Below are 24,207 nucleotides of genomic sequence, written 5' to 3' on the forward strand. Positions count from 1 at the left end.
ACTTACTCCTGCTTTACGCCGTATTGCTTACCAACGGCCGCAGCCATCAGCGTTTCCTGTGTCGCCTGTTCAATCGGGAACTCGCCGCTCAGACGCCCTTCGTGCATCACGATGATGCGATCGCTCATCCCAAGCACTTCGGGCATTTCCGACGACACCAGGATGATGCTTAACCCTTCCTGCTTGAACTGGTTGATTAACTGATAGATTTCTTTTTTTGCCCCCACATCCACACCGCGGGTCGGCTCATCCAGAATCAACACTTTGGGACGAGTCATCAAGCCGCGAGCAATGGCCACTTTCTGCTGATTGCCGCCAGACAGCAGCCCAATCGTCTGGGACATGGACGGCGTGCGGATATTGAACATGCGGATGAAATCACTCACCGCCTGCTGTTCATCGCCGTGCCGCAGCGACCCCGCGGCATTGCTGAAATAGCGCAGCGCGGTCAGGGACATGTTTTCCTTCACCGACATGCCGAGCACCAGCCCGTCGTGCTTGCGGTCTTCGGAAATATAGACGATGCCGCTGGCAAGCCCGTCCTGCGGACTGCGGGTCACCACATCCTTACCGTCCAGATGAACGTTGCCGTGGGTACGCGGCAGCGCGCCGTAAAGCACTTTCATCAATTCGGTACGACCGGCGCCCATTAACCCGGCGACACCAAGAATCTCACCCTTGCGCAGCGTGAAACTCACGTTTTCCACCCCCGGCCCGGACAATTCGCTGACCTGCAAACGCACCTCGCCGGGCGCCTGATTCAGGCGGGGATACTGATCTTCCAGCTTACGCCCCACCATCATTTCAATCAGCGAGTCTTCCTGCAATTCACTCACCGGGCGCTCGCCGATGAACTGGCCGTCGCGAAAGACCGTCACGTCATCACAGATTTCAAAGATTTCTTTCAGTCGATGGGAGATATAGACGATGCCGCAGCCATGAGACTGCAGTTCTTTAATCACGCTGAACAGCGACGCGGTTTCGGTATCGGTCAACGCATCGGTGGGTTCATCCATGATGATGACCCGTGATTCAAAGCTGAGCACCTTGGCGATTTCGACCATCTGCTGGTCGCCAATCGACAATTCGCCCACCAAACGACGACTGTCATAACGCAGATTCAAACGCTTAAGCAGTTTGTCCGCCTCGGCGTACATCCGTTTCCAGTTGATACGCCCCAAGCGGTTGGTAAATTCGCGGCCAAGGAAAATATTTTCCGCAATGGTCAGTTGAGGAATCAGGTTCAGTTCCTGATGGATAATACCGATCCCTGCTTCCTGAGAGGCTTTGGGGCCGCTGAAAGCCACGTCCTTACCTAGAAAATGGATACTGCCGGCATCTTTGCGATAAATCCCCGTCAGTACCTTCATCATGGTGGATTTGCCGGCACCGTTCTCACCCACCAGCGCCATGACCTTCCCCGGATAGACATTCAATGCCGCGCCGGAAAGCGCCTTAACGCCGGGAAAGGTTTTGGTGATGCCTTGCAATTGCAGTAAAGGTTGCATCGGTACCTCAGAAGGTGACGCCGGCACAAAGGATCACATTCGCATACGGAGAACATTCTCCAGTGCGAATAATGGCCCGGCTTTGGCCACTTTGCTTTTTGAAATCCTCATGGCTGACGTAATGCAGTGAAATAGTATTTCCCTGGTGTTGTTCAAGTTGTGCTAACTGTTTCAATAATGCGTCATGGAGTTGCGTATTCTTCTCGATGATTTCCTGCGCCAGAATCGCGGCTTCAACCTGCATTTCCGCCGTTACCACATTCAGCACCTGCAAAAAACCGGGCACATTATGGGTCAAGGCCAAATCGATACGGGTTGTGGTCTCCGGAATCGGCAAACCGGCATCTGCTATGACAATTTGGTCGGTATGCCCCAGCCGGGAAATCACCGATGAAATATCGGAATTAAGTAACGCACCTTTCTTCATTTTTATTTACCCTGATAGCGAAACGTTTCGCTTGTATGACAAGTGTAGAAAAAGAACAGGAGAAGGCAACGATTATCTTATGAAAATGTGATCGTTATCGAAACGTTTCGTTGGCGTAATAAAAGGAAGATTTTACGTTATTAAAACCAATAAAAATGCCCTGCCGGGAGCAACAGGCGGACCGCAGCCCGCCTGACAAGGCAGGCTATTTCTGGATTTTCCGTATCTGTTTCACATCCAGTTGAACCGAACTAAAGTCTTTGTCCAATTCGCCTTTCAACTCGACCCGATCTTCCGGGGTAATGGTCTGGCCTTCCCACCGTCTGTCATCAATGTCCACCAGGATGGTGCCGGTGGCGTCGCGAAACTGATAGTCATCTTTGCCAACACGCTGAATGATATTGCCCTGCAATCTTACCCAGCTGTCGTCACGCATGTCTTTAGCCTGCGCCACCGTGGTCAGGCTGCCATCCGGACCGGAAAAACCGCCAGTCGCAGAAGAAGGCGGCGTCGGCGCCGATTCGCTGGGGCCGAGAAATCCTCCGGTTTGAGCGGCGGATAACGAGGCGGAACACAACGCCGCAACAGCAACCAGTACAATGCGTTTCTTCATGAATTCTCTCCTGAGATCTTGATGGATTAAGCCGAATGACTAACTGCGGCTACTAAACCAAAAAGTTCTTAACAGGATCTTAAAGCCCACGGCGTTGCAGCGGTATTTATCCGGATTGCGGGCCGCCTCGCGTCGTGGCGCTGTCATCCTATTCGTTAGCAAAGGAAATAACGTATAAACACAGCGGAAAAAAGTAGGAGGGACGATGCGTATACTGTTAATCGAGGACGATCGTTTGATTGGCGACGGCATCAAGGCCGGGCTTATCAAGCTCGGTTTTAACGTGGACTGGTTCACCCAGGGAGACGACGGACTGGCTGCGCTACCCGCCGCACCTTACGATGCGGTGGTGCTTGACCTCAGCCTGCCGAAAATCGATGGTCTGGAGATTCTGCGGCAATGGCGCCAGCGTGGACACGACGTACCCGTGCTGATACTTACCGCGCGCGATGCGATTGAACAACGCGTTCAGGGGCTACAGCAGGGAGCGGACGATTACCTTTGCAAACCCTTTGAACTGACCGAGGTTGCCGCTCGTCTGCAGGCATTGATCCGCAGGCGTTATGGGCAGTTACAGCCGGTGCTGGCGCATGGCGCCGTCACGCTGGACCCCGGTTCCCGCCACGTGACGCTCAATGGGGAGCCGCTTACGCTGAAATCCCGTGAGCTGGCGCTGCTGGAACTGTTTCTGATGAACCCCGGCCACATCCTGACCCGTAACCAACTGGAAGAAAAACTCTATAGTTGGGACGACGAGGTCTCAAGCAACGCGGTAGAAGTGCACATCCATCATCTGCGCCGGAAACTCGGCAGCCATTTCATCCGTACCGTGCATGGCGTAGGGTACGCGCTGGGAGCCGCCGATGCTGACGCTTAACCTGCGGCTACGCCTGTTGCTGGGCTTTACGCTGCTGATGCTGCTGGTCGGTGGGGCTGCCGCCATACTGTCATGGACGCAAACCCGTCATAACATCAATGAGCTGTTTGATACCCAGCAAATGCTGTTTGCCAGACGGCTGGCTACTATCGATCCGCAAAATTGGCGTATCGATCCGCAAAACTGGCGGCAAAGCCCCCAGCCCTTGCCCAAATCGCCCAAACTGGCGCGCCACCAGCGCGGCGAACTGGACGACGACGCGCTGGCGTTCGCCATTTTTACCCGGGACGGGCAAATGGTTTTGAACGATGGCGAAAACGGCAGAGACTTTGTCTTTCACTATCAACAGAATGGTTTTACCGATTCCCGTTTGCGGGATGATGACGACAAATGGCGACTGATGTGGCTGGCTACCAAGGATAACCGCTATGTGGTGGTCGTGGGTCAAGAGTGGGATTACCGTCAGGATATGACGCTGGATATCGTGAAGACCAACCTGATTCCCTGGCTGGCGGTGCTTCCGATTATGTTGGTGTTGCTGTTCTGGTTACTCAGTTATGAACTGGCGCCACTGAAGCGAATCGCCGCCCGGTTGCATCAGCGTAATCCGGATGACGGAACGCCGCTCGACATAGCCCAGGTGCCGCCGGAAGTTCAGCCGCTGGTTAGCGCGCTCAACCAGCTGTTCGTTCGCCATCAGGACACCCTATTGCGCGAACGTCGCTTCACCTCGGACGCCGCCCACGAATTACGCAGTCCGCTGGCGGCGCTGAAAGTGCAGGCTGAAGTGGCACAGCTGGCGCAAGACGATGCCGCGGTACGCCAGCACGCGCTGACAAATCTGGGCGCCGGCATCGATCGCGCCTCCCGTCTGGTGGATCAATTGCTGACCCTCTCACGTCTGGACGCTGCCTCCGCCGCCGGCGAACCGCCTCCCGTGCACTGGCAGCCATTGCTGCAGCAACTGGTAATCGAACACTACCCCGCCGCCCAAGCCGCTCAGGTGGAGATTCGGCTGGAAGCGCCGGATTCCCCGGTCATCAGTCTGGGTAATCCATTGCTGCTGACCCTGCTGGTGCGCAATTTACTGGATAACGCCATTCGCTACAGTCAGACAGGCAGCGCCATCACGCTGACGCTAACCGCCTCCAGCCTTCAGATCGCCGACGACGGGCCGGGCGTGGATGAAACGATACTGGAACGTCTTGGCGAGCGATTTTTCCGTCCTCCCGGCCAGGAAAAGTCCGGCAGCGGGCTGGGCTTGTCGATAGTCAATAATATCGCCCGTTTACATGGCATGCGCACCCGCTTTGCCAACCGGCCGGGAGGCGGTTTTGTTGCGACGCTGACCTGGTGAAGAAACTCATCCGGTGAAAGGGAAACAGAGACTGGTGCAGACGACGAGACTGCGGTGACGAACGCGAAAGCGGGTGAGTTCTTACCGAATCTCACCCGCTTAACCTGCCGCGAAGTCAGGCGTCAGATTTCTACCTGAATGCCGAGTTCGATCAGCCGGTTCGGTGGGATTTCGAACTGGTCCGCCGCACGCAGCGCATTGCGACTCAACATCATGAACAGTTTGCCGCGAACTCGCAGATACCAGGGTCGATTCCCCATCATCAGCGATTCGTTCGACAGGAAGAAGGTAGTCTCCATCATCTGACAGGTTAAGCCATCCTGCCAGCAACGGTGGAAAACCTCTTCCACATTGGGGGTTTCACGCCAGCCATAGCTGGCGACAACGCGCCAGAAGGTCGGGGAAAGCTGTTCCACCGAAACACGCCGGGCGTTATGCACATAAGGCGCGTCTTCCGTTCTCATGGTCAGCAGCACCACGCGCTCATGCAATACCTTGTTGTGCTTGAGATTGTGCAGCAGCGCAAACGGAATCACGTGGGTGGCGCGCGAAAGATAAACCGCAGTACCGGTCACTCGCACCGGCGGGTTCTTTTCCAGCGAAGCAATCATCGCATCCAGCGAATTGCCATGCTCGTGGATACGGCGCAGCAGCCGGAAGCGTTCGCTTTTCCAGGTGGTCATGATGATAAACATCACCATCCCCAGCGCCAGCGGCAACCAGCCGCCGGAAATAATCTTCACCACGTTAGCCAGGAACATCGGCAGGTCGATAGCCAGCAGCGCCACCAGCAGCAACCAGACCAGATAGCGATACCAGTGCCAGTTTTTCAGCGCCACCGTACAGGACAGGATACTGGTCAGCACCATGGTGCCGGTCACCGCAATACCGTAGGCGGCGGCCAGATTGCTGGAGTGTTCAAAGCTGACAATAACGATCACGACCGCCACGTACAGCAGCCAGTTGATAAACGGAATATAAATCTGCCCGGATTCCATATCCGACGTATGCACGATGCGCATCGGCGGCAGATACCCCAGACGCACCGCCTGTCGGGTCAGTGAAAACACGCCGGAAATCACCGCCTGAGAGGCGATGATGGTAGCCAGCGTCGCCAGCACCAGCAGCGGAATCAGCGCCCAGTCAGGCGCCAGCAGAAAGAACGGGTTTTTAATCGCCTCCGGATTTTTCAGCAGCAACGCGCCCTGACCGAAGTAGTTGAGCACCAGCGACGGTAACACCGCGGAAAACCAGGCGATACGAATAGGCAGTTTGCCGAAATGCCCCATGTCGGCGTACAGCGCTTCCACCCCGGTGATCGCCAGCACCACCGCCCCCAGCGCAAAGAAGGATACCGCTTTGTACTGAATAAAGAAGTTGATGGCCCATTTGGGATTCAGCGCCTGCAGCACCTCAGGATTGGCGATGATACTGCGCGCGCCTAGCACCCCGAGCGACAGAAACCACAGCATCATGATCGGTGCAAACAGGCTGCCCACCCGGCCGGTGCCGTGCTTCTGAATCATGAACAGCAGCGTCAGCACCACAATCGAAATCGGGACGATGTAGGTATCCAGCGACGGCGCGACGATATCCAGCCCTTCAATCGCCGACATCACCGAGATCGCCGGGGTGATCACCACCTCGCCATAGAAAAAGCTGCCGCCGATGAGCCCCATGATCACCACCATGGCGGTCACCTTATCGGAGGTGTTGCGCCCGGCCAGCGACATCAGCGTCAGAATGCCGCCTTCGCCGGCGTTATCGGCGCGCATAACGTAGCTCAGATACTTAAGGGATACCACCAGCACCAGCAGCCAGAATATCAGGGAGAGAAAGCCAAAAACGGAATCGGGCTCAACCCCAAAACCAAACTGTCCGGAAAGACACTCCCTGAGCGTATAAAGCGGGCTGGTGCCGATATCGCCATACACTACCCCGATGGCAGCCAGCGTGATCGCCGGAAGTGAACGTTTATGTTCTGAATTCATAAACCCTGTCTTCTGTTATCAATTCATTAACAAATCGGGCCTTATTCTGGTTGGACTAGCCCGAAAACGCACAGTATGCACAAATCACGTTAAAAGCCCATTTTTAATATTACCTTCGTTCTGATTCAGGACAGGTGCCTTGGTTGATTAACACCGGTAATGGTGACAATAATTAATGTATGGCTAATGAAGAAAACGTAATCTTCCCAAGGTTCCTGGATAACTGTTTTTTCACGCTTCCCGACGGCGATTCACAGCAATGACGGATCTATTATGATACAACCCACAGCGCTGGCCGACCGTATCTCTCGTCTGAGCCATGCTCTCGAACACGGTCTTTACGAACGGCAACACGCCATCCGACTCTGCCTGCTGGCGGCGCTTAGCGGTGAGAGCGTCTTTCTGCTTGGTCCGCCGGGGATAGCCAAAAGCCTGATTGCCCGTCGCCTGAAATACGCCTTCCGACATGCACGCGCCTTTGAATACCTGATGACGCGCTTTTCAACGCCGGAAGAAGTATTCGGTCCGTTATCCATTCAGGCGCTGAAAGACGAAGGGCGTTATCAACGCCTGACGACCGGCTACCTGCCGGAAGCAGAAATCGTATTTCTGGATGAAATCTGGAAAGCCGGCCCCGCTATCCTCAACACCCTGCTGACCGCCATTAACGAGCGACGTTTTCGCAACGGCAACAGTGAAGAACCGATCCCGATGCGGCTGCTGGTCACTGCGTCCAACGAACTGCCGGAAGCCGACAGCAGTCTGGAAGCCTTGTACGACCGTATGCTGATCCGCATCTGGCTGGACCGGGTGCAGGACAAACACAATTTTCGCGCTATGCTCACCGCCTCACCTGGCGAACAGGACAATCTGGTCAGCCCGGCGTTGAGCGTCAGCGACGAAGAATACCAACAGTGGCAGTCTCATATCGATCATATACCGTTGCCGGAAAATTGCTTCGAACTGATTTATCAGTTGCGCCAGCGTCTGGACTCGCAGGACGGTTCGCCATACGTTTCCGACCGCCGCTGGAAAAAAGCCATCCGCCTGTTGCAGGCCTGCGCTTTCTTCAGCGGGCGTGAAACCATTACCCCGGTTGACCTGATCCTGCTCAAGGATTGCCTGTGGCATGACCTTGGCACCCACGATCTGGTGGAGCAGCAATTACAGCAGTTGATGAGCGAGCAGGCCTATCAGCAACGGACATTGCTGTACCGGTTGCAGCAACTGAATGTGAAACGTCAGCAATACCAGCAACAGCAGAGTGAGCAGCAAGCCTTCCGGGTTGAACGTCAGGTCAACTTTTTCGGCCGCAAACCGCATCACACGCTGCCGGAAAGCCTGACATCCACCGAACTGACGCTGATGCTGCAAAAACCGCTGCTGCTCAACGATTACACCGTAACCCACGTGGTGATCGACCGGGAAGCGCTGGCGGGCTGGCTGCAAAAAGGCGGCGAAATACGCGGCAAGCTCAACGGCGTTGGTTTTAGCCAGCGTCTGGATATGGAAGTGGATGAGCGCCAGCATCTGATCATCCGCGATATCAGTTTGCAAAGCGCCGCATTGTCTTTGCCGGGCGTAATAAAAGGCGAACTGCCGGAAGAGATGCTTCAGGAATATGAAACGCTGAAAATTCAGTTACGTGAGCAACGCCGATTGTTTGAACGTCATCAGCCTTGTCTGTTTGTGCCTAAAGAATGGCTTGCCAGGATTGAAGAAAGCCTGCAGCAGGTCGATGAACAAATAGAGCAGTCACAACGGGAGTAACGATCATGCTGACGCTGGAATCCCTGGAGATGCTGTTGTCCATCGATGAAAACGATCTGCTGGATGACGTGATTATCACCCTGATGGCAACGCCTCAGCTGGTGATGTTCTTCGACAAATACCCGCGTCTGAAAAACGCCGTCATGCGTGATTTGCCGGAGTGGAAAGAAAATCTCCGGCAACGGCTGCGTAATACCCAGGCGCCGCCCGAACTGGAGAAAGAGTTCACCTGCTATCAACAGACCCAACTGGTCAGCGATAACACCTTTCAGTCCAACCTGCCGGACATCATGTCCACCTTGCATCATGTTGATTCCCCCTTCCTGAGTCAGGCAGAAAAGCTGGTTAATTCCGCGTCGCATGCGTCGGAACTCCGTATCAGCAGCAGCCAGCACAGCCTGTTTATGCAGCGCTGGCGCATCAGCCTGACGCTGCAGACCCTGAATCTGCACCAGCAAATCATGGAGCAGGAACGGGATCAATTGCTGGACGAGATCCAAAAACGTCTGACCATCAGCGGCGCGCTTGAGCCTGTTCTGGCCGACAACGATACCGCCGCCGGGAGACTGTGGGATCTCAGCGCCAGCAAACGTATGAAGCAGCCATTTAATGCGTTGCTGGAAGTTGGCGCCTTTCTGCGGCAACAGCCGGAACTGCAACGTCTGGCGGAACGTCTCGGCCGTAGTCGGGAGACTAAATCGGTCCTCAGCCAGGATGCCCCAAAAGAAGCCTTTCAGATCATGGTGCGTGAACCGGCTTTTGCGCCGGAGCAGGTCAGCGGCATCCACCAGAGCGACGATATTCTGCGCCTGCTGCCTACCGAGCTTTCCACCCTCGGCATCAGTGAGCTGGAGTTCGAGTTTTACCGTCGTCTGTCGGAACATCGGTTACTGACTTACCGATTGCAGGGGGAGAACTGGCGGGAAAAAACGCTGGAGCGGCCGGTCGTCCATCAGCATAACGAGCAGCAGCCGCGCGGGCCGTTTATCGTTTGTGTGGATACCTCCGGCTCGATGGGCGGGTTTAACGAACGCTGCGCCAAAGCCTTTTGCCTGGCGCTGATGCGAATTGCGCTGGCGGACAACCGCCGCTGTTACATCATGCTGTTTTCCACCGGCATCGTCAGTTACGACCTGACGTCGGAAAGCGGGCTGGAGGAAGCGATTCGTTTTCTCAGTCAGACCTTTCGGGGCGGCACTGACCTGGCCAGTTGCCTGTCAGCATTGCTGGAAAAAATGGACAGTCAGTCCTGGCAGGATGCCGATGCCGTGATTATTTCGGACTTTATCGCCCAGCGTCTGCCGGACGATCTGGTCAATGAAGTCAAACGCCGCCAGCATCGGCTGCAACACCGTTTCCATGCGGTCGCCATGTCAGCGCACGGCAAGCCCGGCATTCTGCGCATCTTCGATCATATCTGGCGCTTTGACACCGGGCTGAAAAGCCGTCTGCTGCGTCGCTTTCAGCACGAAAAAGTCTGATAACTCAAACCATCTATTCTTCTTATATAGCGCTTTTTATATATAGCTTTCCCGAATACCCCGCCGGTTTGGTCGTTGATTCATTCGGCAATAATCAGTAAAACGCTTCAGATAGTTCTTCACGGAGCAGCACCATGGCAGCAGACACCTACACAATGGACGAACTCGATCGCGGCATCCTCAATGCGCTGATGGAGAATGCCCGCACGCCTTACGCCGAACTGGCCAAACAGTTCTCCGTCAGCCCAGGCACCATCCATGTCCGGGTGGAAAAGATGAAACAGGCCGGCATCATCGTGGGAACGCGGCTGGACGTGAATCCCAAACAGCTGGGATATGACGTCTGTTGCTTCATCGGCATCATTCTGAAAAGCGCCAAGGACTATCCGTCCGCGGTGGAGAAGCTCAGTAATCTGGAAGAAGTGGTGGAGGCGTATTACACCACCGGGCATTACAGCATCTTCATCAAGGTGATGTGCCGTTCCATTGATGCGCTGCAACATGTACTTATCAACAAGATTCAGACAATTGATGAAATTCAGTCCACCGAAACCCTGATCTCCCTGCAAAACCCGATCATGCGTACCATCGTGCCTTAAGGCTTTTTTACTATCCCCCTATTATCCACAGGTAGATCCCACCAAGATCACAGCGTACAATGTGCCGTCGTTCAATCAGGCGGGATCGCGTATGGCAGACATTACCCTCATCAGCGGCAGCACCCTCGGCAGCGCCGAGTACGTTTCCGAGCACCTGGAATCGCTGCTGCAACAAAACGATTTCACAACCACGCTGCTGCATGGTCCGGAACTGGATGAGGTCACGCCTGAAAATCTGTGGCTGGTGGTGACATCCACCCACGGCGCAGGCGATCTGCCGGACAACCTGCAGCCGTTTTATGACGATCTGCAAACGAAACGCCCCGATTTGTCCGCGGTCCGCTATGGCGCGATCGGGATCGGCAGCAGCGAGTACGACACTTTCTGCGGCGCGATCGTCAAAGTGGATCAATTGCTGCAGGAGCTGGGCGCTCGTCGGATCGGCGAAATGCTGAAGATCGACATTACCCAACACGACATTCCGGAAGATCCCGCGGAAGCCTGGCTGGGATCATGGGTAAATTTACTCAAATAATCTTATTTTTTAGATCTGCATCTGTGGATAAATAACTTTAAATGCCGGGGAAAACCCGTAGTTATCCAGATAACAACGTCAGATGCTTTTTTGAGCTGTGCATAATTACCCTTTCAGATCCCAGCTAATACAGACTGGGATCACCGATCATTCACAGCTAGTGATCGGCAATAACCCATTGATCTTCTTTTTGGATCCCGCCTTATCCACAACCAACCGGGATCCTAATAAGAGATCTAATAAAGAGATCTTTAAATAAAAAAGATCTTTCTTTAACTACCCGACGATCCAACACACTTGGTCGACGGCACAAACTTAAGTAGAATCCCCCACCCCAGGGCAAGTAACGATCGTTCGCAACCAGGCGAGGTGTAGCACCATGTTTTATCCGGATCCTTTTGACGTCATCGTGATCGGTGGCGGTCATGCGGGCACTGAAGCCGCTATGGCCTCAGCCCGAATGGGACGTCAAACCCTTTTACTGACGCACAACATAGATACGCTGGGCCAGATGTCCTGCAACCCGGCGATCGGCGGTATCGGGAAAGGTCATCTGGTAAAAGAGATCGATGCCATGGGCGGCCTGATGGCGCGCGCGATCGATCGCGCCGGTATTCAGTTTAGGATACTAAACTCCAGCAAAGGCCCGGCGGTACGCGCCACCCGCGCTCAGGCAGACCGGGTATTGTACCGTCAGGCGGTACGCACCGCGCTGGAGAACCAACCCAACTTGACGCTCTTCCAGCAGGCGGTGGAAGATCTGATTGTGGAAAACGATCGTGTCGTCGGCGCGGTTACCCAAATGGGGCTTAAATTCCGCGCCAAAGCCGTGGTGCTGACGGTTGGCACCTTCCTGGACGGCAAGATCCATATTGGCCTGGACAACTACAGCGGCGGGCGCGCCGGCGATCCGCCTTCCATTTCTCTGTCGCACCGTCTGCGCGAGTTGCCGTTACGCGTCGGCCGTCTGAAAACCGGTACGCCGCCGCGTATCGACGCTCGTACCATCGATTTCAGCGTTCTGACGCCGCAGCATGGCGACGATCCGATGCCGGTCTTCTCGTTTCTGGGCAAAGCCAGCGAACATCCGGCGCAGATGCCGTGCTACATCACCCACACCAATGAACGTACCCACGACGTGATCCGCAGCAATCTGGATCGCAGTCCGATGTATGCCGGGGTGATCGAAGGGATCGGCCCTCGCTATTGCCCGTCGATCGAAGACAAGGTGATGCGGTTTGCCGATCGTAATGCGCACCAGATTTTCCTGGAGCCGGAAGGGCTGACCAGTAACGAAATTTACCCGAACGGCATCTCCACCAGCCTGCCGTTCGATGTGCAGTGGCAAATCGTTCGCTCTATGGACGGCATGGAGAACGCGCGTATCGTTCGACCGGGTTACGCCATTGAGTATGATTATTTTGACCCGCGTGACCTGAAACCGACGCTGGAAAGCAAATTTATCCACAATCTGTTTTTCGCCGGGCAGATCAACGGCACTACCGGTTACGAAGAAGCCGCGGCGCAGGGGATGCTGGCGGGGTTGAACGCCGCTCGCCTGGCGTTTGATCAGGAAGGCTGGACGCCGCGCCGCGATCAGGCCTACATCGGTGTACTGGTGGATGATCTCTGTACACTGGGGACGAAAGAACCTTATCGCATGTTTACCTCCCGCGCCGAATACCGCCTGATGCTGCGCGAAGATAATGCCGATCTGCGCCTGACCGCGATGGGTCGCGAGCTGGGCATGGTGGATGACGAACGCTGGGCGCGTTTCAATGAGAAGCTGGAAAATATCGAGAAAGAACGCCAGCGTCTGCGCGATGTGCTGGTCCACCCGCAGTCTGAAGGCGTAGAGCAGATCAACAGCCTGCTGAAATCGCCGTTATCGCGCGAGGCCAATGGCGAAGAGCTGTTAAGACGCCCGGAAATGGATTACGCGCAACTGACCGGGTTACCGATGTTCGCGCCGGCGTTGTGTGATGCCGAGGCAGCCGAGCAGGTGGAGATTCAGGTCAAATACGAAGGCTATATCGCCCGCCAGCAGGATGAGATCGAAAAGCAGCTGCGCAACGAAAACACCTTGCTGCCGGCAGATCTGGATTATCGTCAGGTGACCGGCTTGTCAAACGAGGTGATCGCCAAACTTAACGATCACAAACCGGGATCGATTGGTCAGGCATCGCGTATTTCCGGCGTCACGCCCGCCGCCATCTCGATTCTGCTGGTCTGGCTGAAAAAACAGGGTATGCTGCGCCGCAGCGCCTGAGAAACGCTACCGCTTACGTTGACGCATGGCCGCTTTTCGCGGCCATGTTGCATTAACCGACAATCAGGATTCATTCGTGCTCGATACACTCAACAGCCTGCTGCAGCGCGCCGGAATGGCGCTGACCGACCGGCAGAAAGACCAGTTGCTTCAGTATGTAGCGTTACTCCACAAATGGAACAAGGCTTATAACCTGACATCGGTACGTGAACCGGAGCAGATGCTGATCCGCCATATCATGGACAGCCTGGTGGTTGAGCCGCATCTGGTCGGAAACCGTTTCATCGACGTCGGCACCGGCCCCGGCCTGCCCGGCGTGCCGCTGGCTATCGCCCGCCCGGATGCGCATTTTGTCCTGCTGGATAGCCTGGGAAAACGGGTTCGTTTCCTGCGTCAGGTTCAGCATGAGCTGAATCTGGGCAATATCGAACCCGTGCAGAGCCGGGTGGAGGATTTTCCGGCAGAACCGCCGTTTGACGGCGTTATTAGCCGGGCCTTCGCGTCGCTGCAGGATATGGTGAATTGGTGTCATCATTTGCCGTCGCGTCCGCAGGGGCGTTTTTATGCTCTGAAAGGCATTGTTCCGCATGAAGAGATGGGATTGCTGCCGCAGGGCGTGACGGTCGAGAACGTGTTTCCTCTGTCGGTTCCCGAACTGGAAGGGGAACGACATCTGGTGGTGCTTAAGCCCAACTGATTTTGTCATTTATCAAAAAAATCATGAATAGTTGTAAGATTCTCAGGCTGATAGCTAAAAATGAAATAATGACCTGAGTAATCTTCCGCATTCACTGAAATTTTACAACTCTGCTGTATAACCTTCTATCGCGGGGAAAGAAAATCGATCTGGCGGCAGAATGCTTTCATGTTTCTAAAGGGATTTGATGGCAAAACTGTGTTAAAAACATGAGAAAAAAATATCCTGCTTGTCAATAGATGGTTTTGAGGCTGTATTCGTGCTGTTTTGTGAATGTTCTTTTTTAAATTATTGAAATTAAAAAAGATAAATGGCTTTTTTTGCTAAAGACAAAAAAAAATCAATTCAGATATAAAAGCACTAGTTCAATTTTATGTGAGAAATATCACATATTGTCGGCGTCGGATGCGCCGGGTCTCCAAAATGGACTTCGGGGATAGTTGGTGAAAATAAGGCTTCGGAAATAAATTTAAATAATCGTTCACCTTTTTGCTACTTATCGATTGAATTCGCATGGATGACCCGTATAATTTGCTCGTTTTTCGCTGCTTGACTCGGTACTGCAAAGGCAGTTTTATACGGTCATTCAGCATACCTCTGAAAAGGTACGGAGAATCGTCATGTCTGTATCCCTTTACAGTGGGAAAATAGCCCGATTGTCACTGTTGTTGCAGCTAACGGTGATTCTCGTTGTCAGCGCGGTGTTTTGCGTTGGCGGCGTTAAGGCGGGCGTTTCCGCACTGGCTGGGGGGTTGGCAGCCTGGCTGCCAAACATGGTGTTCATACTGTTTGCCGTGCGGCATCAGACGGACAAGCCACCGGAAGGTCGGGTAGCCTGGTCGTTTGCCGTTGGGGAAGCGCTGAAAATGCTCTTCACCATCGTGCTGTTGGTGGTGGCGTTGGGTGTGTTTCATGCGGCATTTTTTCCGCTTGGCCTGACGTACTTAGTGGTGCTGATCACGCAGATCGTGGCACCGGCTGTAATTAACCGTTACCGTAGTTAACAACAAAAGGGTAAGAGACATCATGTCTGCATCTACTCCGCAAGAGTATATCGGTCACCACCTGACCCATTTGCAGGTGGGCACGGGATTCTGGGCGATTAACGTCGACTCGATGTTTTTCTCCGTGGTGCTCGGCGTACTCTTTCTGGCGATCTTCCGCAAGGTTGCCAAGACCGCGACCAGCGGCGTTCCGGGTAAACTGCAAACGGCGGTCGAACTGGTGGTGGGATTTGTCGATGGCAGCGTGCGCGACATGTTCCATGGAAAAAGCAAGCTGATCGCACCGCTGGCGCTGACCGTTTTCGTCTGGGTTTTCATGATGAACCTGATGGATCTGTTGCCTATCGACTTGCTGCCGCAAATCTGGGCGCATATCTATAGCGCTCTTGGTCATGATCCTGCGCATGCTTACCTGCGTGTGGTGCCTTCCGCCGACGTGAACGTCACGCTGTCTATGGCGCTGGGCGTATTCATCCTGATTCTGTTCTACAGCATCAAAATGAAAGGCGTGGGCGGGTTCGTCAAAGAACTGACCATGCAACCGTTCAATCATCCTGTTTTTATTCCCATCAACTTGATTCTTGAAGGGGTCAGCCTGCTGTCCAAACCGGTTTCTCTCGGCTTGCGACTGTTTGGCAACATGTATGCGGGTGAGTTGATCTTCATCCTGATTGCCGGTCTGTTGCCGTGGTGGTCACAGTGGATTCTGAATGTGCCTTGGGCCATTTTCCACATTCTGATTATTACGCTGCAGGCTTTTATCTTCATGGTTCTGACAGTTGTTTATCTTTCGATGGCATCTGAAGAGCATTGATTTTTCACAACACTACAACGTTTTAACTGAAACAAACTGGAGACTGTCATGGAAAACCTGAGTATGGATCTGCTGTACATGGCTGCCGCTGTGATGATGGGTCTGGCGGCAATCGGTGCTGCAATCGGTATCGGCATTCTGGGTGGTAAATTTTTGGAAGGTGCTGCCCGCCAGCCTGACCTGATCCCGCTGCTGCGTACACAGTTCTTTATCGTTATGGGTCTGGTGGATGCTATCCCGATGATCGCGGTAGGTCTGGGTCTGTACGTGATGTTCGCAGTGGCCTAAGTAAGCGTGAGCTTACCAGGTAAAAAGACATCGACTCATTTAACTCATGAAAGAGGCATTGTGCTGTGAATCTTAACGCAACAATCCTCGGCCAGGCCATTGCGTTCGTCCTGTTTGTCTGGTTCTGCATGAAGTATGTATGGCCGCCGATTATGGCTGCCATTGAAAAGCGTCAGAAAGAAATTGCTGACGGTCTTGCTTCTGCCGAACGTGCCAAAAAAGATCTGAACTTAGCGCAGGCCAATGCGACCGACCAACTGAAGAAAGCCAAAGCGGAAGCTCAGGTGATCATCGAGCAGGCAAGCAAACAGCGTGCTCAGATTCTGGACGAAGCCAAAGCGGAAGCGGAAGCGGAACGCAACAAAATCGTGGCGCAGGCGCAGGCTGAAATCGAAGCCGAACGCAAACGTGCCCGTGAAGAGTTGCGTAAGCAGGTTGCCATTCTGGCGATTGCCGGTGCCGAGAAAATTATTGAACGTTCCGTGGATGAAGCTGCCAACAGCGACATCGTTGATAAACTGGTCGCTGAACTGTAAGGAGGGAGGGGCCGATGTCTGAATTTGTCACGGTAGCTCGCCCCTACGCCAAAGCAGCTTTTGACTTTGCCGTTGAGAACCAGGCGCTTGATCGCTGGCAGCAGATGCTGGCATTTGCCGCCGAGGTTGCGCGTAATGAACATATTGCCGGGATGCTTGCCGGGGCCATCGCTCCCCAGACCATGGCGCAAACGTTCATTACCGTGTGTGGTGATCAACTGGATGAAGCGGGCCAGAACCTGATCCGGGTTATGGCTGAAAACGGACGTTTGCCGGTGCTGCCTGAAGTGCTGGAACAGTTTGTTCAATTGCGCGCGGAGCTGGAATCGACCGTGGATGTCGAGGTGATTTCCGCCGCCACGTTGAGCGAGCAGCAGTTATCCGGGATAACCGCTGCGATGGAACAACGTCTGTCACGTAAAGTGAAGCTGAATTGCAAAATTGATAAGTCTGTTATGGCCGGCGTGGTGATCCGCGCGGGCGATATGGTGATAGACGGCAGTATTCGCGGTCGTCTGGAACGTCTGGCAGACGTCTTGCAGTCTTAAGGGGACTGGAGCATGCAACTGAATTCCACCGAAATCAGTGAACTGATCAAGCAGCGGATTGCTCAGTTCAACGTCGTGAGCGAAGCTCACAACGAAGGTACGATTGTTTCCGTCAGTGACGGGATCATTCGCGTACACGGCCTGGCCGATGTTATGCAGGGTGAAATGATTTCCCTGCCGGGCAACCGTTACGCGATCGCACTGAACCTGGAGCGCGACTCCGTCGGTGCGGTAGTTATGGGTCCGTACGCGGATCTGGCCGAAGGCATGAAAGTAAAATGCACCGGCCGTATTCTGGAAGTGCCGGTTGGCCGTGGCCTGCTGGGTCGCGTAGTGAACACGCTGGGTGCGCCGATCGACGGTAAAGGTCCGCTGGAACACGACGGATTTTCTCCTGTAGAAACCATCGCGCCGGGCGTTATCGACCGTCAGTCCGTTGATCAGCCGGTTCAAACTGGTTACAAGTCCGTTGACGCCATGATTCCGATCGGCCGTGGTCAGCGTGAACTGGTCATCGGCGACCGTCAGACCGGTAAAACCGCACTGGCGATTGACGCCATCATCAACCAGCGCGATTCCGGCATTAAATGTATTTACGTCGCTATCGGCCAGAAAGCCTCCACGATTTCCAACGTGGTGCGTAAACTGGAAGAGCACGGCGCGCTGTCCAACACCATCGTGGTGGTGGCAACAGCCTCCGAGTCTGCTGCGCTGCAATACCTGGCGCCGTATGCCGGTTGCGCTATGGGCGAATACTTCCGCGATCGCGGTGAAGACGCGCTGATCATTTATGATGATCTGTCCAAGCAGGCTGTCGCTTATCGTCAGATTTCCCTGCTGCTGCGTCGTCCGCCGGGTCGTGAAGCTTATCCGGGCGACGTTTTCTACCTGCACTCCCGTCTGCTGGAGCGTGCCGCGCGTGTTAACGCCGAGTACGTGGAAGCCTTTACCAAAGGGGAAGTGAAAGGGAAAACCGGTTCTCTGACCGCGCTGCCGATCATCGAAACGCAGGCTGGCGACGTTTCCGCGTTCGTTCCGACCAACGTTATCTCGATTACCGACGGTCAGATCTTCCTGGAATCCAACCTGTTCAACTCCGGTATCCGTCCGGCGGTTAACCCCGGGATCTCCGTATCCCGTGTGGGCGGCGCCGCGCAGACCAAGATCATGAAGAAACTGTCCGGTGGTATTCGTACCGCGCTGGCGCAGTACCGCGAACTGGCGGCTTTCTCCCAGTTTGCTTCCGATCTGGACGACGCGACCCGTAAACAGCTGAGCCACGGTCAGAAAGTGACCGAGCTGCTGAAACAGAAACAGTATGCGCCGATGTCCGTTGCGCAGCAGTCTCTGGTGCTGTTCGCAGCTGAACGCGGTTATCTGGAAGACGTTGAACTGGCGAAAGTCGGCAGTTTCGAAGCCGCGCTGCTGGCCTATGCCAGCCGTGAGCACGGCGAGCTTCTGCAGCAGATCGACCAGACTGGCGCTTATAACGATGAGATCGAGGGTAAATTCAAAAGCATCCTCGATACCTTTAAGGCAACCCAGTCCTGGTAACGCCCCGTGGCCTGCCTTAACGGCAGGCCGCTAGGCATTGAGGAGAAGCTAAGATGGCCGGCGCAAAAGAGATACGTAGTAAGATCGGAAGCGTCCAGAACACGCAGAAGATCACCAAAGCGATGGAAATGGTCGCCGCTTCCAAAATGCGTAAATCGCAGGATCGTATGGCGGCCAGCCGTCCTTATGCGGAAACCATACGCAAAGTGATTGGTCACCTTGCGTTAGGGAATCTGGAATATAAACACCCGTACCTGGAAGAGCGTGACGTCAAGCGCGTCGGGTATCTGGTGGTGTCTACCGACCGTGGCCTGTGTGGCGGCCTGAACATCAACCTGTTCAAGAAGCTGCTGGGCGAAATGAAAGCCTGGAATGAAAAAGGCGCCGAGATCGATTTGGCGATGATTGGTTCCAAAGGCGTCTCTTTCTTCGGTTCAGTAGGCGCAAACATTGTTGCTCAGGTTACCGGCATGGGGGATAACCCTTCGCTGTCCGAATTGATCGGGCCGGTGAAAGTCATGCTGCAGGCCTACGACGAAGGTCGTCTGGACAAACTGTACGTGGTGAGCAACAAGTTCATCAATACCATGTCTCAGGTTCCACAAGTTGTTCAGCTGCTGCCGCTGCCTCCGGCGGAAGAGGGCGAGCTGACGAAAAAATCCTGGGATTACCTGTATGAACCCGATCCTAAGTCGCTACTGGATACCCTGTTGCGCCGCTATGTGGAGTCTCAGGTTTATCAGGGCGTCGTAGAAAACCTGGCCAGTGAACAGGCCGCGCGAATGGTAGCGATGAAGGCCGCAACGGATAACGGCGGCAACCTGATCAAAGAGCTGCAGTTGGTTTACAACAAGGCTCGTCAGGCAAGCATCACTCAGGAACTCACCGAAATCGTATCGGGAGCCTCCGCGGTTTAAATCAGGTTTTACGAATTACGTATTGTCGAATTACGTAGAGGATTCAAGATGGCTACTGGAAAGATTATCCAGGTAATCGGCGCCGTGGTGGACGTCGAGTTCCCTCAGGATGCCGTACCGAATGTGTACGACGCCCTTGAGGTAGAGAAAGAGGCTGAGAAGCTGGTGCTGGAAGTGCAGCAGCAGCTGGGCGGCGGTCTGGTTCGTTGTATTGCAATGGGTTCTTCGGACGGTCTGCGTCGTGGTCTGAAAGTCACCAACCTGGCGCATCCGATCGAAGTACCGGTTGGTAAGGCTACGCTGGGTCGTATCATGAACGTACTGGGTGAACCGGTCGACATGAAAGGGCCGATTGGTGAAGAAGAGCGCTGGGCGATTCACCGCGCGGCGCCGACGTATGAAGAACTGTCCAACTCTCAGGAACTGCTGGAAACCGGCATCAAGGTTATCGACCTGATCTGTCCGTTTGCGAAGGGCGGTAAAGTCGGTCTGTTCGGTGGTGCGGGTGTAGGTAAAACCGTAAACATGATGGAGCTGATCCGTAACATCGCGATCGAGCACTCCGGTTACTCCGTGTTTGCAGGCGTGGGCGAGCGTACCCGTGAAGGTAACGACTTCTACCACGAAATGACCGACTCCAACGTTATCGACAAAGTATCGCTGGTGTATGGCCAGATGAACGAGCCGCCTGGAAGCCGTCTGCGCGTGGCGCTGACCGGTCTGACTATGGCGGAGAAATTCCGTGACGAAGGCCGTGACGTTCTGTTGTTCGTCGACAACATCTACCGTTACACCCTGGCGGGGACCGAAGTATCCGCGCTGCTGGGTCGTATGCCGTCTGCAGTAGGCTATCAGCCGACGCTGGCGGAAGAGATGGGTGTGCTGCAGGAGCGTATTACCTCCACCAAGACAGGTTCAATCACCTCCATCCAGGCCGTTTACGTGCCTGCGGACGACCTGACTGACCCGTCTCCGGCAACTACCTTTGCGCATCTGGACTCAACTGTAACGCTGAGCCGTCAAATCGCATCTCTGGGTATCTACCCGGCCGTTGACCCGCTGGATTCCACCAGCCGTCAGTTGGATCCGCTGGTTGTGGGTCAGGAGCACTACGATGTGGCGCGTGGCGTGCAGTCCATTCTGCAGCGTTACCAGGAACTGAAGGACATCATCGCGATTCTGGGTATGGACGAGCTGTCTGAAGAAGACAAGCTGGTGGTATCCCGTGCGCGTAAGATCCAGCGCTTCCTGTCCCAGCCGTTCTTCGTAGCTGAAGTCTTCACCGGTTCTCCGGGTAAATACGTGACGCTGAAAGACACCATCCGTGGTTTCAAAGGCATTATGGAAGGCGAATACGACCACCTGCCGGAACAGGCGTTCTACATGGTTGGTTCCATTGACGAAGTAGTGGAAAAAGCCAAGAAACTGTAACGCCTTGATAGGAGGGTGATATGGCTGCTATGACTTACCATCTGGATGTCGTTAGTGCGGAACAGGCAATGTTTTCCGGTCTGGTGCAGAAGATCCAGGTGACCGGTAGCGAAGGCGAACTGGGAATCTATCCTGGCCACGCCCCCCTGCTCACGGCCATTAAGCCTGGTATGGTGCGCATTGTTAAACAGCACGGCGAAGAAGAGTATATCTACCTGTCCGGCGGTATCCTTGAGGTACAGCCGAACATGGTGACCGTGCTGTCCGATACCGCCATTCGTGGGCAGGATCTTGATGAAGCGCGTGCGCTGGAAGCGAAACGCAGAGCGGAAGAGCATATCCGCAATTCACACGGTGATGTGGATTATGCTCAGGCTTCTGCCGATCTGGCAAAAGCCATTGCCAAGCTGCGCGTCATTGAGCTGACCAAAAAAGCGATGTAACAGATGCAGATGTAACCATCATGCAGATGTAAAAAAGCCAGCTGAATCAGCTGGCTTTTTTTATGCCCGACGCGCCGTCGGGCTGGTGTTGACGGGCACCGCTTTTGGCGCCCTCAGATTTATGCCGGTTATTTCTTCTTCAGAAAATCACCCAATTGCAGATTGCCTTTTTCATCGCGACTGAAGACCGCCGGCACCGCGACGGATTTGTAATTCGCCGTGGTGATCTCCTTGCCCTGACTGTTGAGCGCACGGTTATTCTTGATGAAATAGTTGCTGGCATCCACTCGGCCCACCACCGCATCGTCATACTTACCGGGTTGAGTACGCAGCGAAACGTTGTTTTTGAAAATCCCTTGTTTTTCCGGGCCATAGTAAGGGCTTGGGCGGAAGATAAAGTTGAAGCGAACGTTATCCAGCGCGATGTTGTTGGTGACTTGCAGCGCGCCTGGGTTGAAGTTGTCGCTGAACCCGTCCATGTGGTTGCCGATAGCGATGCTATTTTTCACCTGATGAGCCACTGGCTGGCCTTCGCCCCCCAGTTTAAAGCCGTTGCTGGTGTTGTTGACCGAAATGGAATTCTCGATCACCACAACCCCGTTCGGGCCGTCTTCAATTTTGTTGAACAGGTCGAAGCCGTCATCAACATTGTCATGGGAGAATGCGCCGCGAATCACGTTACCCTCGCCGACGCGCATTTTCACGGCGAAGCCGTCCGCATCTTTTTTGCTGGGATCCTGATTGCTGTGCGATTCCGAGTTCAGAATCAGGTTATGGCTGGCCCACAGCGGACGACCCACGCTGTCGCTGGAGGAAACCTGAATACCGGTGTTGTCGCAGTGGTGCGCCAGCACGCGTTCAATCTGGTTGTAGCTGCCCTCAATACGGAAGCTTTTTTCCGTGATTTCAACGCCTTTGACTTTCCAGTAGCTGGCGTTGAGCTGTAGCCCGTGGAATACCGCTTTTTTGCCGGCCGGCATCAACGTTTTAATTCCGTTGGCGTTGCCGCTGGCGCTGACCGGAATCACGGTGGCGCTGTAATCGCCGTCCATCAACCACAGCGTGCCGCCGGCCTGCAGGGCGTTAATGGCCGTTTTGATATCCAGCGGCGCGTTCTTGCTGCCGTTGTTGTCGGCTTTGCCTTCCGGAGAAACATACAGATTTTTGGCATCGGCCAGCTTGATTTTTTCCACGCTGAACGAGGTTTCTTTCGCCGTTTTGTCTTCGCCTTCACCCGGCAGGTAAACCAGTTTGAAATCGGATTTAGGCTGCGTCAGCTTCGCGGTAAGAGAGAAATAATCGCCGGCGCGAATTTTTTGCGGTTTGCCGAGCGATTTGCCGTTCTGGAACACTTCAATAGTGCCGTTGTAATTGACCCGCGCCTGTACCGGGTAGGTCTCGCTGGCGGAGAGCGGGGAAGATGCAACCTGCAACAACGGCGCATTGACTTCTGCTTTGAATGGGGCGGAAGGTTTGGTGTTGGCCGGGCTGGTGGTCAGACTGGCATTGCTGATGGTGATCTTCGCGTTACGGGAGGCGAAGAACCCCACATAGTAGTGATTCTTGTCCTGATGAGTGACTAAATCCGCGCCTTTTACCGTCTTGCTGACCCACTGGTCGCTGCCCTTGGGCGCATAAGAGGTGATGAAGCCGTCATCCGTGCGTTCCAGTTTCAGGCGGAACGTTGGCGTTTGTTCCAGATTGATTTTTTCCTGATAGCTGGCGCGGGTGATTTGTGCGTTGGTATTACCCCAGGGCTGCGTAACGCCATCGCGGCTGATGAGCTGCATCTTCACTTCGGTTTTCGATTTTTTATCCTGCGTCATGATGGCGTTCATCACCATGTTCGATGCCGCCGGAAACTCTTCGTATCCCTCTTTCAACGGCTCCTGACGCGGTACGCCGAGAATATCGCGCACCAGCAGGCCGGCGCCTTCCTGAGCGTTGGGTTTGGCGTCGCTTTCCGGGCCGAACTGATCGACCGTCACATCGGATTGCAGCGTGAAATTCACGTTGGCGGGCAACTGCGTGTAGAAGAAGGTCAAGCCGTCATGCGTATTGGCGATTTTTCCTCCCCGGCTTTCGATAGTGATCGGCGCGGACAGGTCGACCTTGTCATTTACTGTCAGCTTTTTGCCGTTGATGGTGACGTCGTTGACGCCCACCTTGTCCGGCAGGACGTTGGTCGCGAAATTCACATCCGTGGACTGGCCGAACGCGATGCTATGCCAGACTGGCGCGGTATCCTGAGTGGCGGCAACGGCGGTATTGGAACCCAGAAGCAAAAAAGAATTTAGGGCGACAGAGAGAAGCCCCGAAGCAGCGTATTTCATGTTTTCCCCATCATTATTTGTTATTGATCGGCGCATTATGTCAAAAAATGAAACACTGTTTCTTTTGGCTGCTTCACAAACTGAACGGCAGAATTCACCTGATGAAACAATTAGTTTCATTTTGTTATCCCGGTCTCGATTTTATGAAACAGCGGTTTGTATTCCTCGCGTGTTTTATGTCTGAGCACGGTCGGAGAAAACCGGCGGCGAGCGCG

Annotated in this window: 22 protein-coding genes; 17 read left to right on the forward strand and 5 right to left on the reverse strand. The window is 54.4% G+C overall.

The genetic code is table 11. The features are described 5' to 3' along the window. Positions 1 to 2: 2 nt before the first annotated feature. From rbsA to CVE23_RS22220, 3 genes are all read right to left on the reverse strand, one after another. The gene (gene rbsA / locus CVE23_RS22210) at positions 3 to 1,508 is read right to left on the reverse strand and encodes a ribose ABC transporter ATP-binding protein RbsA (RefSeq protein WP_038917335.1); all 1,506 of its coding nucleotides are present in this window, start codon (positions 1,506 to 1,508) and stop codon (positions 3 to 5) included. Between the two features lie 7 nt (positions 1,509 to 1,515). Next, on the reverse strand, positions 1,516 to 1,935 hold the full coding sequence (rbsD, locus tag CVE23_RS22215) for a D-ribose pyranase (RefSeq protein ID WP_013315718.1): 420 nt from the start codon (positions 1,933 to 1,935) through the stop codon (positions 1,516 to 1,518). Between the two features lie 205 nt (positions 1,936 to 2,140). Continuing rightward, entirely contained in the window at positions 2,141 to 2,548 is a 408-nt protein-coding gene (locus CVE23_RS22220; RefSeq protein WP_038917334.1) for a YgiW/YdeI family stress tolerance OB fold protein, read from the reverse strand. Between the two features lie 205 nt (positions 2,549 to 2,753). Here CVE23_RS22220 and qseB point away from each other — a divergent pair, with 205 nt between their 5' ends. Together qseB and qseC are read left to right on the forward strand one after the other, a co-directional pair. Next, positions 2,754 to 3,425 carry a quorum sensing response regulator transcription factor QseB gene (qseB, locus tag CVE23_RS22225; protein ID WP_039692032.1) on the forward strand — a complete coding sequence of 224 codons (672 nt, stop codon included), beginning with the start codon at positions 2,754 to 2,756 and terminating at the stop codon, positions 3,423 to 3,425. Next, positions 3,412 to 4,782 carry a quorum sensing histidine kinase QseC gene (qseC, locus tag CVE23_RS22230; RefSeq protein WP_100850358.1) on the forward strand — a complete coding sequence of 457 codons (1,371 nt, stop codon included), beginning with the start codon at positions 3,412 to 3,414 and terminating at the stop codon, positions 4,780 to 4,782. The genes qseB and qseC overlap by 14 nt, the downstream gene beginning before the upstream one ends. A gap of 122 nt (positions 4,783 to 4,904) precedes the next feature. On the opposite strand, the gene kup is transcribed toward qseC, so the two are convergent. Beyond that, complete coding sequence (gene kup / locus CVE23_RS22235) at positions 4,905 to 6,773, reverse strand: low affinity potassium transporter Kup (RefSeq protein ID WP_038664101.1); 1,869 nt, start codon at positions 6,771 to 6,773, stop codon at positions 4,905 to 4,907. Positions 6,774 to 7,046: 273 nt separating this feature from the next. Between kup and ravA the strand changes: the two genes are divergently transcribed. From ravA to CVE23_RS22310, 15 genes are all read left to right on the forward strand, one after another. Beyond that, positions 7,047 to 8,543 carry an ATPase RavA gene (gene ravA, locus CVE23_RS22240; protein ID WP_049855438.1) on the forward strand — a complete coding sequence of 499 codons (1,497 nt, stop codon included), beginning with the start codon at positions 7,047 to 7,049 and terminating at the stop codon, positions 8,541 to 8,543. A gap of 5 nt (positions 8,544 to 8,548) precedes the next feature. Further along, on the forward strand, positions 8,549 to 10,024 hold the full coding sequence (gene viaA / locus CVE23_RS22245) for an ATPase RavA stimulator ViaA (RefSeq protein WP_100850359.1): 1,476 nt from the start codon (positions 8,549 to 8,551) through the stop codon (positions 10,022 to 10,024). A 134-nt stretch (positions 10,025 to 10,158) separates the two neighbouring features. After that, positions 10,159 to 10,623: a transcriptional regulator AsnC gene (gene asnC / locus CVE23_RS22250; RefSeq protein ID WP_013315714.1), complete on the forward strand. Its 465-nt coding sequence runs from the start codon at positions 10,159 to 10,161 to the stop codon at positions 10,621 to 10,623. A gap of 91 nt (positions 10,624 to 10,714) precedes the next feature. Further along, a complete protein-coding gene (gene mioC / locus CVE23_RS22255) occupies positions 10,715 to 11,158 on the forward strand; it encodes an FMN-binding protein MioC (protein WP_038917328.1) in 444 nt (147 codons plus the stop codon). Positions 11,159 to 11,537: 379 nt separating this feature from the next. Then, the gene (gene mnmG, locus CVE23_RS22260) at positions 11,538 to 13,427 is read left to right on the forward strand and encodes a tRNA uridine-5-carboxymethylaminomethyl(34) synthesis enzyme MnmG (RefSeq protein WP_038920738.1); all 1,890 of its coding nucleotides are present in this window, start codon (positions 11,538 to 11,540) and stop codon (positions 13,425 to 13,427) included. A 76-nt stretch (positions 13,428 to 13,503) separates the two neighbouring features. Continuing rightward, on the forward strand, positions 13,504 to 14,124 hold the full coding sequence (rsmG, locus tag CVE23_RS22265) for a 16S rRNA (guanine(527)-N(7))-methyltransferase RsmG (protein WP_049855501.1): 621 nt from the start codon (positions 13,504 to 13,506) through the stop codon (positions 14,122 to 14,124). Positions 14,125 to 14,744: 620 nt separating this feature from the next. Next, positions 14,745 to 15,128 carry a F0F1 ATP synthase subunit I gene (gene atpI / locus CVE23_RS22270; RefSeq protein ID WP_049855440.1) on the forward strand — a complete coding sequence of 128 codons (384 nt, stop codon included), beginning with the start codon at positions 14,745 to 14,747 and terminating at the stop codon, positions 15,126 to 15,128. 22 nt (positions 15,129 to 15,150) lie between these two features. Continuing rightward, positions 15,151 to 15,942, forward strand: coding sequence for a F0F1 ATP synthase subunit A (gene atpB, locus CVE23_RS22275; RefSeq protein ID WP_038664082.1), 792 nt, complete (start codon positions 15,151 to 15,153; stop codon positions 15,940 to 15,942). Between the two features lie 48 nt (positions 15,943 to 15,990). Continuing rightward, positions 15,991 to 16,230: a F0F1 ATP synthase subunit C gene (gene atpE, locus CVE23_RS22280; protein WP_004093904.1), complete on the forward strand. Its 240-nt coding sequence runs from the start codon at positions 15,991 to 15,993 to the stop codon at positions 16,228 to 16,230. 65 nt (positions 16,231 to 16,295) lie between these two features. Further along, the gene (gene atpF, locus CVE23_RS22285; protein WP_013320159.1) at positions 16,296 to 16,766 is read left to right on the forward strand and encodes a F0F1 ATP synthase subunit B; all 471 of its coding nucleotides are present in this window, start codon (positions 16,296 to 16,298) and stop codon (positions 16,764 to 16,766) included. Positions 16,767 to 16,780: 14 nt separating this feature from the next. Next, complete coding sequence (gene atpH / locus CVE23_RS22290) at positions 16,781 to 17,314, forward strand: F0F1 ATP synthase subunit delta (protein WP_015848478.1); 534 nt, start codon at positions 16,781 to 16,783, stop codon at positions 17,312 to 17,314. Positions 17,315 to 17,326: 12 nt separating this feature from the next. Further along, positions 17,327 to 18,868 (forward strand): F0F1 ATP synthase subunit alpha, encoded by a 1,542-nt coding sequence (gene atpA, locus CVE23_RS22295; protein WP_038664078.1) that lies wholly within the window; start codon positions 17,327 to 17,329, stop codon positions 18,866 to 18,868. A 53-nt stretch (positions 18,869 to 18,921) separates the two neighbouring features. Continuing rightward, positions 18,922 to 19,785: a F0F1 ATP synthase subunit gamma gene (gene atpG, locus CVE23_RS22300; protein WP_038920736.1), complete on the forward strand. Its 864-nt coding sequence runs from the start codon at positions 18,922 to 18,924 to the stop codon at positions 19,783 to 19,785. A gap of 48 nt (positions 19,786 to 19,833) precedes the next feature. Next, on the forward strand, positions 19,834 to 21,216 hold the full coding sequence (gene atpD / locus CVE23_RS22305) for a F0F1 ATP synthase subunit beta (RefSeq protein WP_038920735.1): 1,383 nt from the start codon (positions 19,834 to 19,836) through the stop codon (positions 21,214 to 21,216). Positions 21,217 to 21,245: 29 nt separating this feature from the next. After that, positions 21,246 to 21,659 (forward strand): F0F1 ATP synthase subunit epsilon, encoded by a 414-nt coding sequence (locus tag CVE23_RS22310; RefSeq protein ID WP_026357867.1) that lies wholly within the window; start codon positions 21,246 to 21,248, stop codon positions 21,657 to 21,659. A gap of 128 nt (positions 21,660 to 21,787) precedes the next feature. On the opposite strand, the gene pelX is transcribed toward CVE23_RS22310, so the two are convergent. Next, on the reverse strand, positions 21,788 to 23,992 hold the full coding sequence (pelX, locus tag CVE23_RS22315; RefSeq protein ID WP_100850360.1) for a pectate disaccharide-lyase PelX: 2,205 nt from the start codon (positions 23,990 to 23,992) through the stop codon (positions 21,788 to 21,790). Positions 23,993 to 24,207 lie beyond the last annotated feature (215 nt).

Origin of the sequence: Dickeya fangzhongdai (assembly GCF_002812485.1) — a bacterium.
Taxonomy (GTDB): Bacteria; Pseudomonadota; Gammaproteobacteria; order Enterobacterales; family Enterobacteriaceae; genus Dickeya; species Dickeya fangzhongdai.